The sequence below is a fragment of the Fulvimarina thalattae genome (assembly GCF_040239565.1).
Taxonomy (GTDB): domain Bacteria; phylum Pseudomonadota; class Alphaproteobacteria; order Rhizobiales; family Rhizobiaceae; genus Fulvimarina.
Genome location: NZ_JBEHWS010000001.1, coordinates 163441 through 179560, shown reverse-complemented (window position 1 = coordinate 179560; position 16120 = coordinate 163441). Strand labels below are relative to the sequence as shown.

Annotated in this window: 13 protein-coding genes; 5 read left to right on the top strand and 8 right to left on the bottom strand. The window is 62.2% G+C overall.

All coding sequences use genetic code 11. From position 1 onward, the window contains the following. Positions 1–9 precede the first annotated feature (9 nt). Positions 10–3804, bottom strand: coding sequence for a methionine synthase (metH, locus tag ABRA89_RS00840; protein ID WP_349939554.1), 3795 nt, complete (start codon positions 3802–3804; stop codon positions 10–12). A gap of 354 nt (positions 3805–4158) precedes the next feature. Here metH and ABRA89_RS00835 point away from each other — a divergent pair, with 354 nt between their 5' ends. The 3 genes from ABRA89_RS00835 (at position 4159) to ABRA89_RS00825 (ending at position 6648) form a co-directional block, all read left to right on the top strand. Next, complete coding sequence (locus tag ABRA89_RS00835) at positions 4159–5040, top strand: hypothetical protein (protein WP_349939553.1); 882 nt, start codon at positions 4159–4161, stop codon at positions 5038–5040. A 56-nt stretch (positions 5041–5096) separates the two neighbouring features. After that, a complete protein-coding gene (locus tag ABRA89_RS00830) occupies positions 5097–6116 on the top strand; it encodes an NAD(P)H-binding protein (protein WP_463671228.1) in 1020 nt (339 codons plus the stop codon). Between the two features lie 169 nt (positions 6117–6285). After that, positions 6286–6648 carry a hypothetical protein gene (locus ABRA89_RS00825; protein ID WP_349939552.1) on the top strand — a complete coding sequence of 121 codons (363 nt, stop codon included), beginning with the start codon at positions 6286–6288 and terminating at the stop codon, positions 6646–6648. Positions 6649–7006: 358 nt separating this feature from the next. On the opposite strand, the gene ABRA89_RS00820 is transcribed toward ABRA89_RS00825, so the two are convergent. The 7 genes from ABRA89_RS00820 to ABRA89_RS00790 all read right to left on the bottom strand — a co-directional run bounded on the left by ABRA89_RS00820 (position 7007) and on the right by ABRA89_RS00790 (position 13630). Beyond that, entirely contained in the window at positions 7007–7240 is a 234-nt protein-coding gene (locus ABRA89_RS00820) for a hypothetical protein (protein WP_349939551.1), read from the bottom strand. Between the two features lie 180 nt (positions 7241–7420). Then, a complete protein-coding gene (locus tag ABRA89_RS00815; protein WP_349939550.1) occupies positions 7421–8248 on the bottom strand; it encodes a type 1 periplasmic-binding domain-containing protein in 828 nt (275 codons plus the stop codon). 373 nt (positions 8249–8621) lie between these two features. Further along, positions 8622–9635 (bottom strand): N(2)-acetyl-L-2,4-diaminobutanoate deacetylase DoeB, encoded by a 1014-nt coding sequence (doeB, locus tag ABRA89_RS00810; RefSeq protein WP_349939549.1) that lies wholly within the window; start codon positions 9633–9635, stop codon positions 8622–8624. A gap of 5 nt (positions 9636–9640) precedes the next feature. After that, positions 9641–10822 carry an ectoine hydrolase DoeA gene (doeA, locus tag ABRA89_RS00805; RefSeq protein ID WP_349939548.1) on the bottom strand — a complete coding sequence of 394 codons (1182 nt, stop codon included), beginning with the start codon at positions 10820–10822 and terminating at the stop codon, positions 9641–9643. Positions 10823–10845: 23 nt separating this feature from the next. After that, entirely contained in the window at positions 10846–11838 is a 993-nt protein-coding gene (eutC, locus tag ABRA89_RS00800; RefSeq protein ID WP_349939547.1) for an ectoine utilization protein EutC, read from the bottom strand. Then, positions 11838–12818: a hydroxyectoine utilization dehydratase EutB gene (gene eutB, locus ABRA89_RS00795; RefSeq protein ID WP_349939958.1), complete on the bottom strand. Its 981-nt coding sequence runs from the start codon at positions 12816–12818 to the stop codon at positions 11838–11840. The genes eutC and eutB overlap by 1 nt, the downstream gene beginning before the upstream one ends. A 2-nt stretch (positions 12819–12820) precedes the next feature. Then, positions 12821–13630: an aspartate racemase/maleate isomerase family protein gene (locus ABRA89_RS00790; protein WP_349939546.1), complete on the bottom strand. Its 810-nt coding sequence runs from the start codon at positions 13628–13630 to the stop codon at positions 12821–12823. Between the two features lie 546 nt (positions 13631–14176). On the opposite strand from ABRA89_RS00790, the gene dctP reads away from it, so the two are divergent. Together dctP and ABRA89_RS00780 are read left to right on the top strand one after the other, a co-directional pair. After that, on the top strand, positions 14177–15280 hold the full coding sequence (gene dctP / locus ABRA89_RS00785) for a TRAP transporter substrate-binding protein DctP (RefSeq protein ID WP_349939545.1): 1104 nt from the start codon (positions 14177–14179) through the stop codon (positions 15278–15280). A 121-nt stretch (positions 15281–15401) separates the two neighbouring features. Beyond that, positions 15402–16061, top strand: coding sequence for a TRAP transporter small permease (locus ABRA89_RS00780; protein ID WP_349939544.1), 660 nt, complete (start codon positions 15402–15404; stop codon positions 16059–16061). Positions 16062–16120: the final 59 nt, after the last annotated feature.

The following is a 16120-nucleotide window of genomic DNA, read 5'->3' as shown; positions in this document are numbered from 1 at the left end:
GGAAACCGCCTATTCGGCGGCTTCCTGGGTCACGTTCTCGTCGCTCGCCTTCGGCTTGGGCGTGTAGTTGAGGATCGGTCCGAGCCAGCGCTCGGTCTCCTCCACAGGCATGCCCTTGCGCTCGGCGTAATCAGCCACCTGATCCCGCTCGACCTTGGCGACGCCGAAATAGTGCGATTCCGGATGGCCGATATAGAGACCGGACACCGACGAACTCGGCCACATGGCGAAGCTTTCGGTCAGCTCGACACCGATCTTCTCCTTCGCGTCCAGGAGCTCGAACAGCGTTTCCTTCTCGGTGTGGTCCGGCTGGGCCGGATAGCCGGGCGCGGGCCGGATGCCCGCATATTTCTCGCCGATCAGGTCTTCGTTCGAAAGTTCTTCGTCGGCCGCATAGCCCCAGAACTCCTTGCGCACGCGCTCGTGCATGCGCTCGGCGAAAGCTTCGGCGAAGCGGTCGGCCAGCGCCTTCACGAGGATCGAGTTATAGTCGTCGTTCTGATTCTCGAAGCGCTTGGAGATTTCCGCCTCTTCCAGCCCCGCCGTCACGCAGAAGCCGCCGACATAGTCCTTCACGCCGCTGTCCTTCGGGGCGACGAAGTCCGCGAGCGCGATGTTCGGCCGATCACCACGCCGCGTCAGCTGCTGGCGGAGGGTGAAGAAGGTCTGGAGCTCGTCCGTCCGCTCCTCATCTTTGAAGAGCCTGATGTCGTCACCGACGGCATTGGCCGGCCAGAAGCCGATGACGGCCTTCGGCGTGAACCACTTCTCGTCGATGATCTTCTTCAGCATCTGCTGGGCGTCGGAGAACAGCGAGCGCGCCGTCTCGCCCTGCTTCTCGTCGTCGAGGATCGCCGGATAGCGGCCCTTCAGCTCCCAGGACTGGAAGAACGGCGTCCAGTCGAAGGTTTTGGCGAGATCTTCGAGATCCCACTCCTCGAAGACCTTTATGCCGGTGAAACTCGGCTGTTTTGGCGCGTAACCGCTCCAGTCGATCTTCATGGCGTTGGCGCGCGCATCGGCGAGCGTCAGGCGCTTTTTGTCGCGTTCGGAGCGCTCGTGCTTCTCGGCGACCTCGGCATATTCGGTCCGCACCTTCTCGATCGCCTTCCCCCGCGTCTCCTTGGAGAGAAGACCGGAGACGACACCGACGGCGCGCGAGGCGTCGTTCACATGGATCGCCTGCCCTCTCTTGTAGGCAGGATGGATCTTCACGGCCGTATGGACACGGCTGGTCGTCGCACCGCCGATGAGGAGCGGCACGTCGAAGCCCTCCTTCTCAAGCTCCGAGGCGACGTTCACCATCTCGTCGAGCGAGGGGGTAATGAGGCCCGAAAGGCCGATGATGTCGACCTTGTTCTTCTTGGCCTCTTCCAGAATCTTCGCCGCCGGCACCATGACGCCGAGGTCGATGACCTCGTAATTGTTACAGGCGAGAACGACGCCGACGATGTTCTTGCCGATATCGTGGACGTCGCCCTTCACGGTCGCCATCAGGATCTTACCCTTGGCTTCCTGTTCCTCGCTCTTTTCCGCTTCCATATACGGATTGAGATAGGCGACCGCCTGCTTCATCACGCGGGCAGACTTCACCACCTGCGGCAGGAACATCTTGCCGGCCCCGAAGAGGTCGCCGACGATGTTCATGCCGTCCATCAGCGGACCTTCGATGACGTGCAATGGACGCGCGGCCTGCTGCCTTGCTTCCTCGGTGTCCTCTTCGATGAACTCGGTGATGCCGTTGACGAGGGAATGGGACAAACGCTCGTTCACCGGCTTTTCGCGCCAGGAAAGGTCCTTTTCCTTACCCTTCGAACCGCCCTGCCCCTTGTAGCGCTCGGCGATCTCCAGAAGGTTCTCGGTCGCGCTCTCGCCGTTCTTCGGCTTGCGGTTGAGGATCACATCCTCGCAGGCCTCGCGCAGCTCGTCGTCGATCGCGTCGTAGACGATCAGCTGGCCTGCATTGACGATGCCCATGTCCATCCCCGCCTGAATGGCGTGATAGAGGAACACCGCGTGCATCGCCTCGCGCACCGGCTCGTTGCCACGGAACGAGAAGGAAAGATTCGAGACGCCGCCCGAGATATGGACGAGCGGCATCTTCTCACGGATTTCACGGGTCGCCTCGATGAAGTCGACACCGTAATTGTCATGCTCATCGATGCCCGTCGCGACCGCGAAGATATTCGGATCGAAGATGATGTCTTCGGGTGGGAAACCCACTTCCTCGGTCAGGATCCTGTAGGCCCGCTCGCAGATCTCGACCTTGCGTTGCTTGGTGTCGGCCTGGCCCTTCTCATCGAAGGCCATGACGACGACCGCCGCACCGTAGTCGCGCACGAGACGCGCCTGCTTGCGGAAGCTATCTTCGCCCTCCTTCATGGAAATCGAGTTGACGATCCCCTTGCCCTGGACGCATTTCAGCCCGGCCTCGATCACCTCGAACTTGGATGAGTCGATCATCACCGGCACCCGAGCGATGTCGGGCTCGGACGCGATGAGGTTCAGGTAGTCGACCATCGCCTGCTCGGAGTCGAGGAGGCCCTCGTCCATGTTGACGTCGATCACCTGCGCGCCGTTCTCCACCTGTTGGCGGGCGACTTCGAGCGCCGTCGGGTAATCGTTTTCCTTGATCAGCTTGCGGAAGCGGGCCGAGCCAGTGACGTTCGTCCGCTCGCCGACGTTCACGAACGGAATCTCTTCCGTCAGCGTGAAGGGCTCGAGGCCCGAAAGCCGCATCAGCGGCTTCTTCTCAGGCACCCTACGCGGTGCGTGTTTCGCGACGGCCTTGGCGACGGCCGCGATATGATCGGGCGTCGAACCGCAGCAGCCGCCGACGATGTTGACGAGACCGTCCTTGGCGAACTTCTCCACCTCGGCACCCATCGCCTCGGGGCTCTGGTCGTATTCGCCGAATTCGTTGGGCAGACCCGCATTCGGATAGGCGCAGACGAAAGTGTCCGCGACACCGGAAATCTCGGCGAGATGGTCCTTCATCGCCTCCGCGCCGAGGGCGCAGTTGAGGCCAATGGTGAAGGGCTTGGCATGGCGCACCGAATGCCAGAAGCCGGTCGGCGTCTGGCCAGACAGCGTGCGGCCCGACAGATCGGTGATCGTGCCCGAAATCATGATCGGCAGGGTCACGCCCTTCTTGGCGAAGATCTCCTCGCAGGCGAAGATCGCCGCCTTCGCGTTGAGCGTATCGAAGATCGTCTCGATGAGGACGAGATCGATGCCGCCGTCCATCAGCCCGCGCAGCTGTTCGCCATAGGCCTCGCGCAGTTCGTCGAAGCTGGTGGCACGGAAGCCCGGATTGTTCACGTCCGGCGAGATCGAGGCGGTGCGGTTCGTCGGCCCGAGCGCGCCGGCGACGAAGCGGCGCTTGCCGTCCTTGTCTTCCGCGCGCAGGCAGGCTCTGCGGGCAAGCCGCGCGCCGTCGCGGTTCAGCTCGTAGACCTGATCCTCCATCGTGTAGTCGGCCTGGGCGATGGAGGTGGATGAGAACGTGTTGGTCTCAAGGATATCCGCGCCAGCCATGGCGTAGTTGAAGTGGATTTCCTCGATCTGCTTGGGTTGGGTGAGGTTCAGGAGGTCGTTATTGCCCTGCAGATGGCATTCGCAATTGCCGAAGCGGTGGCCGCGAAAGTCCTCTTCGCCGAGCCCCAGAAGCTGGATCTCGGTTCCCATCGCACCGTCGAGCACCAGAATGCGCTCCGAGACGGCCTTCTTCAGGGCCTCCAGGGTCTCCGCTGGATTCCGGCCTTCGGTCATCGGTCCGAAGAGCTTATCGGTCGTGTCGGACATGGATTGATCCCTTTTCGTCAGCTGCCCGCGAAATCACATAAAGATATGTTTATGTCAACAATTGCCACCTTCATCGACTGGCCAGCGGTCAAGTCATTGCGGAGTGTGAAGACACGCAGTCTGGCACCATTTAGCAAGCCGGGCGATCGGTGACACGGTATTCGCACACTCCCCGCAACTTCGAACTCGAGAAACTGAAAGAGCACATCCGCTCTGCCGTGCTCGCGAGCGCGAACTTCGTTGAACGGCATTTCTGCAGAAGGCCGGATTGGTGGAAATCGTATCCAGCCAAATCGAAGAAGCTTGGGACGTCAGCATTCGATCGCGCAAGCGTGTGCGTTGTAATGCGCCAGCATGGACGATCGACCGAGCGGCAATATCTCGACAGGTCCTGCTATTATCAAAAGGCACATAATGAAAACCTGGATCGCAGTCCTTGCCGCTTCTCTTTGGATTTTAGGAGCCGACGCCGCGAACGCGGCAAAGGGCGAAACCCTTGTCGAATTCTTCGCAAATCAAGGCTGTGCTGTCGGGCCGTCGACACGACTGCTTGCGCGAGACGCCGGGTTTTCCGACGATGCGATCGAGGCATTGCTCTCAAAAGCCGATGGCGACGACGAGACTGTGAGAACCGGCGGCTGGATTGTCCTTCCGCCCGCTTTGTGCCGCATCCGGCCGCCGGAAGTGAGAAGCGAGATCCGTATCGACGATCCGGAGGTGAAGGCGCTGACTACTCCCATGGATGTATATAGCGAATTCAACGAAACCGGTTGCTTCCTCGGTGGTTCGCCGCTCATGGATCGCGTGCAGGAAACACGAGGCTGGAGCGCAGAAAAAGCAAATTCAGAATATTTGCGCTTTATCGCGGAAAACCTTCGTAGTGGCGATCTTGCCTTTTACAGCGATGATATCCTGAGAACGCCTCCCAACTTCCAGATCCTGACAGGCGATTGCGCCGATGTGCCGGAGATCGATGACATTCGCCGCTCCCAGAAGCTTCGCGATCAGCATTTCGGCCCCCTCATTCGTGCCGATGCTCCCGACGCCGACTGCGGCAGTGGCGAGGGCCCAAGCTATCATTTCCTGGAACAAGCAAAAAAGCGCACAAACGGAAAGATTACCAATGCCTGGATCGGCATTGAGGTACAGATGATGGCAATTGGGGGCGGGTGGTTCGAGGGAACCAGCGTCACGCAAAAAGGCAATCCGCGCCCGCCGATTTGCCATTTCGACTGAGCGTCGCCTAAACACAGCTCCTTTCAAATCGGCGCGCTCTGTACCATGCTCCTGCGATGCAGAGCCGCCAATCATCAGACTCACCAACAGCAAAGCGTGTTCTTCTGCTTGGTGCGACGGGCACGATTGGCCGCGCAACGGCTCACGCCCTTATCGAACGCGGCCATGAGGTCGTCTGCCTGGTGCGAAGACGAGCCGGCGTCGGCGGCAGGTCGGCACCGGACGAAACAGCCAGACGCCTGGTGGGAGCAGAGCTGCGCTTCGGCGACGTAACCAACCCGGCCTCCATCGCTGAAGACGCAATCCGGGGCGAAGCTTTCGATGTGATGGTCACCTGCCTCGCATCCCGAACAGGAGCACCTGCGGATGCCTGGGCGATCGACTATCAGGCCAATTCGGATGCCCTGAAGATCGCGCAGGCAGCCGGCATCGGGCAGGTCGTGCTCCTTTCCGCGATCTGCGTCCAGAAACCGCTCCTTGCCTTCCAGAACGCAAAACTTGCCTTCGAGACGGAGTTGATCGAATCCGGGCTCATCTGGTCCATCGTCCGCCCGACGGCGTTCTTCAAATCGCTGTCGGGCCAGATGGAACGAGTGCGGGCGGGAAAGCCCTATCTGATGTTCGGCGACGGGCAGCTCACGGCCTGCAAACCGATCAGCGACGGCGATCTTGCGCGTTTCATTGCCCGTTGCCTCGACGAGGAAGATCTTCAAAACAGAATTCTTCCCATCGGCGGTCCCGGACCTGCGATCACTCCGAAGGAGCAGGGAGAGGCGCTTTTCCGCATTCTCGGCCGAGAACCCGCCTTCAAACGTGTCCCGGCACGCTTCCTTTCGACGATCGCTGGTGGTCTTGGGTTTCTCGGGCGTTTCAGTCCACGTCTGGCGGAAAAAGCCGAGCTCGCGAGGATCGGCCATTACTACGCCACCCAGTCCATGCTGGTGCTCGATCCAGCGAGCGGCGAATATGACGCAGACCTCACGCCGGAGACCGGAACAGAGACGCTCTTCGATTTTTATCGCCAACTGGCCGAGGGCACGGCCCATGCCGAGCGCGGCGATCACGCAATATTCTGACGCATCAACCGCATAGCCGTGGCTGGCTAACGGTTTGAAATTAATGACTTAATTAGACCGCGGCCCTTGCGCTATCTCGGAAATGTGATAAGTAATTGATGGTGTCGTATTTCTTGAGCCACCTTCGACTACGGCCTTTTCAGTCGGGACGAGAGGGATGAGGGAAGTGATGATCGAGACCGCAAAACGCATCAGTGCCCGCCAGACCGCACTTGAAACGCCGCTGGGCGAAACGGCCGTCGAGGCCGTGGAGCACGTGATCCGGGAAGCCGCCAGCCTGATCGAAGCCGCAAAAGCGGAAACCTTGCGCGACGATGCAAGCGTGGGAATTCTGGCGGCGAAGCTCGCCGATGCCCGCAACGCCATCGAAGGCGCGGCCTCCAGGCTTCTCGAAGAAGCCAAGGAAGGCCTGCCGATCAAGGATATCCGCGTCTACGGTCTCGCTTCGGCGGCGGATGATGGCGATGATTACGCCTGCGGCGTCATCTCCATGGGCGAACCCGTCCATCGCCGCGGCGAATTCCTGATCTGAGCAGCTTTTAGCCGACGCACCCATCCGCTGCACGCCCGATTTCACCGTTGCCACCGAGACCACTCATTTGCAGGCAGTCGATTGGGACAGAAACGCGCAACACTCAGACATCGCCCGCTTATGTCTGCAATGCGCTTGCCGTCATAGCTCACAGGATCTGCAGCGTCGTCTCCTAGATCCGTTCGATGTGCCGCTCGAAGGCCGCCACGGCGGCATCGCCGTCTTCGGCTTTCAGCGCATCGAAGATGGCGCGCCGCGTCAATAGCCTTAATATCGTAGGCGTTGATCTGCGCATTGGTGATCAGCTCGCCCTCCTGAGCGGCATGATCGGAGATGACGCTCGTTCTCGCCCCGTGGGTCACGGCGAGGAGACCGCGGTGCTATCAAATCTGGATGCCGCCGCGCACCGACTCCCGCTGACCTGCCAGGCCTGAGCCATATCCCGTTCGCTCGGCAGTTCGTTGCCTATGAACAAATCGCCGGAGGAGATCAGGGCCGCGATCTTTTCGGCAATGCTCTGAATGACACTCTTTCGCGAAAGAGCGGAGCCGAATTCCGACAGCTGGGCGGTCTCGCGGTCTTGCTGGTTCACATCCGTTCCGCCCAAGGTCGCGTTTGGTTCTCTGCGTCTTTGATGAATGGAAACGCCGCCGACAGGCGCGGCTTTGTCGCCGTGCATCTCGTGGCGCGATTTATGCGGTCTGACGGCCGTCACGGTCCACCTAGTGCGGAAAGTACCCGAAGCGCTCTTCGCGCAACGCAGGTTCGATGCTTACGCCGAAATGCCGGATACGACGTCGAGCGCGAAATCGGCGAGCCCGCTTTCGCCATGCTCGTCGAACGTAATGGGCCCAAGCACCGTATCGATCGATATGCCACACGCGAGCTCGGGCCGGGCCGCAGCTTGAAGTGCCGCGATAGCCTCCCAGAAATAGGCCCCCGGCGGAAAGCCTTCGCGCTCGGTATGCGCCTTCATGATCCGCCCTGCATCCTCGCCATACAGGCGTGCCCGGATCGCACCGACAAGGACGGTTCGCATCGACCAGTCGAACCCGGCTGCCGTCAGATCGTCGTAGAGCGATCTCGCATCGGCATCGTCGGTGAGAACGACGATCCGCGCGTTCGACCTTACGGCGTAACTGATAGAGTCTTCGTAGAAACCGGAAAATACCTCGATCTCGCTCCGCCTGTTGATCGATAGGATTTTCGAAAGTCCCGAGCGTATGCTTTCACCGTGGACCGAACCGTCGCTGACGATTTTCGCGACAGGGCAGCCGATCGCCTTGGCGAGCCATTCGCAATAGGCCGTATCGCTGCAGCATATCCGGTAGACAAAGCGCTCGTCCGTCAGCCTGCTATGGGTCGCCGCCGGCAGGATCAACGGGATCGGTGTCTCGCGATAGATGGTGATCGCCGCTTTCGCTGCCGCGGACGCGAAATGCCCCACGATCCGGTCGGGCCCAAACGCGATGATCTGGCGCGCGGCGATGCCGGCCTGTTGTCCATTGGCCTTGTCGTCGAACAGAGTGACGGAGACGTTCGAGGGCAGCGCGAACTCGCGTGCATAGGAAACCGCCCGCAGGATGGTTTGTGTGTGCACGCTGACAGACGCATCGAGGCAGGCAACGCATGCGATCTTGAGCGGAGCCCGAGGGGACGCCATAGGAAGTCACCAATTCGGAGCGGCTCGTAGGTGGCCACCGGTCGCCATGGGCCGCAACGCGGCGCTCCGCCAAAGATTGCGGCTGTTATTATTTCCGCGTTCGGATAACTCGGATAGAGAAATCGCGTTCCGAGCGGATCGACGCATCGAAACCAAATTCTGGTCGTGGAACAGTATTTTACGCCAAGGCCGGCATGATCGTCATCTCCGGCCATGAAATGCTGTGCGGCATCCGCCTACGGTCCTCACTTTGCGAGAGAACACCGCTCAATGACGCGGACATCCACACCCCGGAGGGACGGTTCGGTTCTCAGCCCTTGTCCGTGACCGCCAGAACCGCGATGCAGTCGCCTGCCCTGACGAGGCCGGGAAAATGCCGGGCGGCGAGAAAGCCGTCCATTTTTGCCCAGAATTCGTAGGGCTCGGAGCCCGTCCGGTCGATCGGCCAGGCGCGCGCGATCGGCTGGCCCTTTCTCACCTCGTCGCCGAGATCGACGAGCGGCTCGATCATGCCGTCGATCTCGGAAAAGGTGAAGCAGCGGTCGTCGGGCATGTCGAGCCAGGTGGTGGGGCCGATTTCCGGTTCGCCGGAAATGATCCCGGCATGCTTCAGGAGGTTCGAGACGCCGCGCTTGGCGATGCTGACGGTATAGGCAGTCGTCGAACCGCCACCGCCGAGTTCGGTGGTGACGAAGGTCTTACCCATCGCCTCCGCCGTCGTGTCGAACATGCCGACTGCGTCGATCTCCAGCATCCGCAATGAATAGGGGGCGCCGAAGGCGCGGACCGCCGCGAAGCAGGCGGCCTCCTGCTCCTTGTCGTCGAGAATGTGCGCGGCGGCGAAGGGCAGGAAATCCAGCGTCTTGCCGCCGGAATGAAAGTCGAGCACCAGATCGGCCATCGGTAGCAGATGCCGCGTGACGTAATCAGCGATCTTTTCGGTGGGATTGCCGTAGGGCCGGCCCGGAAAGGACCGGTTGAGATTGCCCTTGTCGATCGGCGAGGTCCGCGTTCCCGCCCGGAACGCCGGATAGTTCAGCGCCGGCACGATGACGACGCGACCTGAGACAGCCTCCGGCTCCAGCGAGCGCGCGAGGTCGAAGAGCGCGATCGGTCCTTCGTATTCGTCGCCGTGATTGCCGCCGGTGAAGAGCGCCGTCGGCCCCTCGCCGTTCTTCACGACCGTGATCGGCGTCAGGATCGCCCCCCAGGCGCTCTCGTCGCGGCTGTAGGGCAGGCGCAGGAAGCCGTGCTGCTTGCCGTCCTTGTCGAAATCGACGGTCGAAAAGACGGCGGAAGGGGGCAGGTCATCGGGAGCGAGCATGGCGGTCAGTCCTTCACGACGAGCTTGCGCGGAACGTCTGCGAGCAGTTCGTAGCCGGTCTCGGTAATCGCAAGGCTCTCGGTGATTTCGAGGCCCATGTCTTCGAGCCAGAGCGCGGTCATGAAATGGAAGGTCATGCCGGGTTCGAGAATAGTCGTGTCTCCCGGGCGCAGGCTCATGGTGCGCTCGCCCCAGTCCGGCGGATAGGAGAGACCGATCGGATAGCCGGTGCGGCTGTCCTTATGGATGCCGTGCTTCTTCAAAACCGCGAAATAGGCGTTGGCGATGTCCTCGCAGGTATTGCCGGGCCTTGCCGCTTCGAGGCCGGCTTCCATACCTTCGAGCGTCGCCTTCTCAGCGTCGATGAAGGTCTGCGGCGGCTTGCCGAGGAAGACCGTGCGCGACAGCGGTGTGTGATAGCGGTTGTAGCAGCCGGCGATCTCGAAGAAGGTGCCTTCGCCCGCCTTCATCGGCTTGTCGTCCCAGGTGAGATGCGGCGCGACGGCATCGGGGCCGGAGGGCAGCATCGGCACGATCGCGGGATAATCACCGCCATGTCCGTCGGTGCCACGTATCCCGACATCATAGATCTCGGCAACAAGATCGCATTTGCGCATGCCGGGCTCGATCACCTCGGCGATGCGCTCGTGCATCTTCGTCACGATCTTGCCGGCGATGCGCATATAGTCGAGTTCGGTGGGGCTCTTCACGGCCCGCTGCCAGTTCACGAGTGCCGTCGCATCCACGAAGCGCGCGTTCGGCAGGTGCTTCTGGAGCGAGGCGAAGGCGGCGGCCGAGAACCAGTAATTGTCCATCTCGACGCCGATGGTCATTTCGCCCCAGCCGCGATCGGTGATCACGGTCGCGAGGAAATCCATCGGATGGCGCTCGGTGGACTGAACGTAGTGGTCCGCATAGCCGACAATGTTGTCGTGCGCGAGGTAGGCGGTGCGCTTGGCGCCGTTCGCATCCATGTTGCGGCCATACCAGACCGGCTCACCCTCCGGCCCGACGATGACGCCCTGATGCACGTAGAAAGACCAGCCGTCATAGCCCGTCAGCCAGGCCATGTTGGAGGGGTCGGAGACGTAGAGGCAGTCGATGCCCTTCGCAGCCATGGCCTTGCGCGTCTTCGAAAGGCGATCGGCATATTCGGCGCGGGAGAATTTAAGGTCCGGTTCACGCATCTGCGGCGCTTTCTGAGATGGGGTCAGTTGTGGATGGTCGTGCCTGCGCCGGTACTCACGATCCGCGCATGGGCAAGCGTTGCGATGGCCGTGTCCTGAACGCCGGTTCCCGTCAAGTCCGCGATGGTGACGGCGGTGTCGGATGGGCGGCCAGGTGCGATTCCGGCGATGACGGCGCCGAGTTCCGGGAAGCTCGCATCGTTCGGGATGACGCCGGCTTCGATCGCGTGATGCAATTCGCCCAGCCTGCGCGTCTGAGCGATGCTGTCGGCGACGTAGAGATCGACGCCAGCGATGGCCTGCGGGTCGATCTCGTTCTTGTGCTCGGCGTCTGAGCCCATCGCCGTAACGTGCTGGCCGGGCTTGAGCCATTCGGCGTCGATGATCGGAGTGCTCGAAGGCGTCGTGGTCACGATCACGTCTGCGTCCTCGACCGCCTCCCGTGCTGAAGACAGGGCATCGACAGGGATTTCAAGTTTATCCGACAGAACCCGCGCCTTTGCTACGGCCTTCTTAGGATCGCGCGCCCAGAGCGCCGCGCGCTCGATCGGCCGCACCAGCGTCAGGGCTTCGAGTTGGAGGCCGGCCTGGACGCCCGCTCCGAGGATCGCGGCGGTTTTCGCATCGGCGCGCGCCAGATCTCTTGCCGCGACAGCGCCGGCGGCGGCTGTCCTGAGATCGGTCAGGTATCCGTTGTCGAGAAAGAGCGCCTCTACGAGCCCGGTCGTGGAGGACAGGAGCATCATCAGCCCGTTGACGCTTGGAAGTCCGAGCTTCGGATTGTCGAAGAAACCGGGGCTGACCTTCAGGGCGAAGCCGTAAAGGCCCGGCACATAGGCCGTCTTCACGTCCATCTCGCCGCGATGCTCGTGGATGTCGAGCCTCAGAATCGGCGGCATGACGACCGGCTCCGTTGCGAGCGCCCGAAATGCGTCCTCGACGGCGTCGACAAGGCCGATGTCCAGCCCGATCTCGGCCCTGAGCTCGCGCTCGGTCAGGATGCGGATGTCCGGCATCAGGCGATCTCCTCCAGACTGTTCGCGCCGTTGATCACGGCGCGATGCTGGCGCATGTCGACATTGCGGCCCGAGAGCAGGAGAACCGTCGGGCCGTTCGGCTTCAGCCTGCCAGCAAGCAGCGCGCCGATGCCGACCGCCGCGCCGCCCTCGATGATTTCGCGTTCCTGAAAATAGGCGTGCCGCATGCCTTCGGCGATCTCGGCCTCAGTGAGCAGGATCACCTCGTCGACGAGATCACGCACCATCTGAAACGTATAGGCGTTCTTCAGCCCTATGCCGCCGCCCAGGGAGTCGGCGAAACTCGGCAATTCCTCGACCTCAACGGGATGGCCGACTGCAAGGCTCGCCTGCATCGCTGCACCGCGTTCCATCGAAACGCCGACAACCCGAGCGTGCGGCAGCCGCGATTTCACGGCGCGGGCAATTCCCGCGATGAGCCCACCGCCCGAAAGCGGTATCACGACGGTCCCGGCATCCGGGCAGTCCTCCGCGATTTCGAAACCGATCGTGCCCTGGCCGGCTATGATGTCGGCATGGTCGAAGGGCGGAATGTCCGCAAAGCCCTCTTCGGCCACCAGCCGATCGACCTCCAGCTGCGCCTCGTCCTGGCTCCTGCCGATGATGCGCGCCTCGGCACCGAGCGCTTCGATCGCCTCCACCTTGGTCCGGGGCACGAGCTTCGACATGCAGATGAAGGCCGGGATGCCCGCCGCCTTGGCAGCATAAGCGAGCGCGCGGCCGTGATTGCCGGTGGAAGCGCAGGAGACGCCGGCTGGCCGGGACTTCTCCGCGAGCCGAAGAACCGCATTCGTCGCACCGCGCAGCTTGAAGGCGCCGGTGATCTGCCGGTGTTCGAGCTTAAGATGAACGGGCGCCCCAGCCTTTGCAGAAAGGCTCGCCGAAAGCTCCATCGGCGTGCGCCGGACATGGCCGGATATCCGGGCCGCCGCTTCCTCGATGTCGCCGAGAGAGACCATGGTCACGACGCGGCAATCCCTGGAATTGCGGCACTTTCGGAACCGGCCCTCCGCCGCATCAGCTGGCCGGCCGCGAAAGAGCCGGGGCGAATTTTGAGCAGGTCCAGGCACTGCCAGGTCGCCGCGTGATTGCTGGTGACGACCGGCTTGCCGATCACCGCCTCGATCTGGTCGACGACATCGAGGGAGCGAAGTGCAGTGCAGGAGATGAAAAGGGCGTCCGAATGTTCCGAAATCGCCTTTGCGGCAAGCTCCGCGATCACGTCCGGCTTCAGCCGCGCCATCGCGACATCGTCCTCGATCTCGAGCGCGGTGAGGCGGTCGACGGAAAAGCCCTTCATTTCGAAATAGGTGGCCATCGGCCGGCTGACCTCGAAGCTGTAAGGCGTCAGAATGCTGATCCGCCGAGCACCGAGCGCTCTGAGGCCCGCCGCGACGGCAAGCGGCGGCGTTACAACCAGAGCCTCCGGCTTCGCCGCCTTCAGGGCAGCCTCCACCACGTCATCGCCGATCAGAACGGATGCGGAGGTGCAGGAAAAGGCGAGAACGTCGATCGGCTGTGCCGGCAGGATCGCGGAGGCAGCGTCCGTCAGCCGCTCCGCCATCGCCAGAAGGTTCGCATGGGTCACGGGATTGGCGAAGGCGATGCGGTTAACGACGAGTTCGATCCCCGTCCCCGAGAAGACGCGGGCATAGTCACGCTCGCTGGTCTCGTCGGTCGAGAGCGCGACGAGACCCACGCGTCGAGGCGCTTCAACCTCGAAGCGCAATGCGCTCGCGTCCACCCCGCATTCGTCCCACATCACTTTCATCTCTCGAAGCGGCGTTCGGAAACCGGAGAAGCGAAATATCTCACGACTCGCTTTCGGGCCGAACCTGTTCCCGTGACTTCAGACCCAGAAACTGCCCGCAATCAAGGCATGCCGCAAAATGCGGCAAATCCTCGCCGAAAACGTGGTTTCACCAGATAAATCGTCTGCTTATCGTTGGCTCTAAAGGACATCGCTCGCTCGACTCGGATCGGCCGCTGGGTAACCATCTGTGGCCAGCCACACGTCGCCCTGATCGAAGAGAGGCCCAACGAGGTTGAACCGTCCGAGAAATCCCGAACCACGCATGTCGTCTCGCCCCTTGTGGCCGCGCTTGCGTCCGGCTTCCGGCGGATTTCGACGGACCCTCGCCCTTGCTCGATCGGCGCCGTCCATCCGTGGCTCGGTGCTACTGACCGTATCCGGCCGACATGACGATCTGCGAACCCGCGCCCTGCCGCGCAAAGGCGTTCGAACCGTCGCCTCGGCCCCAATCCGCCGTCTGTGCTCCGGCCATTCCCAAACTCAATTGATCGAGGAGATCAGCCTATGACCGACTTTTTCCGTCTGACCCGTCGCAGCGCACTCGCCACCGCTCTCGCGACGACCGCGACCCTCGCGCTCTCGGCGGGCTCGGCATCCGCCGCCGAATGGAAGTACGCGATCGAAGAGGCCATCGACGAGGTCCAGGGCGTCTATGCGACCAAGTTCAAGGAATATGTCGAGGCCAATTCCGACCACACGGTCTCGATCTTTCCCTTCGGCACGCTCGGCGAATCCGCCGACACCACGGAACTTGCCCAGATGGGCGCGATCCAGTTCGTCGATCTCTCGCCAGGCTTCACCGGCAGCCTGATCCCCGAACTGCAGGTCTTCCTCCTGCCCTATACGCTGCCGGAGGACCCGGAAGTCCTCGCTGACTTCTACGAGACCTCGCCGACGATCAACGAGGACCTCGCCGCGCTCTATGAGGAACAGTCGCTGCATCTCATCGACATGTTCCCGGAGGGTGAGGTGGTGATGACCACCAAGGAAAAGGTGGAGGCGCCGGCCGACCTCAACGGCGTGAAGTTCCGCGTGATGACGACGCCGCTCCTCGTCGAGACCTACAACCAGTTCGGCGCCACCGCGACACCGCTGCCCTGGGGCGAGGTCTTCGGTGCGTTGCAGCTGAACATGATCCAGGGCCAGGAAAACCCGATGTTCTTCGTCGAATCGACGAAGATGTACGAGGTGACGGACCACATCACCTTCACGGGTCACAACACCTTCACGACCGCCGTCGCGGCGAACCAGAGCTTCTACGAGGGCCTCTCGGAAGAGGACAAGGCGCTGGTTCAGGAAGCCGCCGACCAGGCCTATGACTACATCATCGAGTACCAGAAGGGTCTCGAAGAAGAGTCGCTCGACAAGATCATGGAGGCCAAGCCCTCGATGACGGTCACGCGCCTCACCGACGAGCAGCGCGAGCCCTTCCGCCAGGCTGCCGAGAAGGTGCGCCAGAGCTATGCCGAGATGACCGGCGAAAGCGGTCAGGCGATCCTCGACGGCTTCGAGGAGGACATCAAGGCGTCCGAGGAGCGCGTCGGCGGCGGATCGTCCGACGAAGCAGCTTCGGAAGAGGCCACCGAAGCCTCGACGAGCGCCAACTGATTGAAAAGCTGAGCAGCTTCGGCGGCCGGTGAACAGCCGGCCGCCGGAGGCTCACCTTCGATGAGAGACGGTGCCGGATCGCCCGGCGCCGCGGATGAGACGTTCCAAGCCGGGATCGCCCATGCCCAACGCCGATAGCTCGAAGAACAAGCCCGACCCGGGCGAACCGCCCCATGCATCGACCGAGACGAGCGCTGCCGCCGGCGCAAACGCGGGCGAGACGACACCGGGCTTCACCGGCGTCCTCAAGCCGCTCGGCCTGATCGATCGCGGGCTCGCCTTCTTCGAGGCCGCGATCCTCACCATCGGCATATTGGCCATGGCGGTCATTTCGGTGGCGAACGTCATCGGGCGCTTCGCCTTCGGCCAGAGCCTTTATTTCGCGGAAGAAGCGACGCAGTTCCTCGTCATCCTCGTCACCTTCGCCGGCATCGGCTTTGCCGCCCGGCACGGCCGGCATATCCGCATGTCCGCCCTCTACGACGAGCTGCCGGACAAGGCGCGCAAGGGCCTGATGATTATTATCGCCCTCGTGACGGCAGCAATCATGTTCCTGCTCGCCTGGTACTCGCTGCTTTACGTTCTCAGCGTCTACGACACGGGCCGCATCGCGCCGGTAACGCGCATCCCGATCTTCCTGACCCTTGTCTGGTTGCCGATCGGCTTCGTCATCACCGGCATCCAGTATGTTCTGACCGTCGTCGCCAATCTCACCCGTCGCGACGTCTACCTCTCGGTCTCGGTCATCGACTCCTACGACGATACGGAGACGGCGCTTTGAGCGGCGGCGTTCTCTCAGCGCCCGGCGCGCCCTCGCCAACTATCCCGACAAGCGTAACG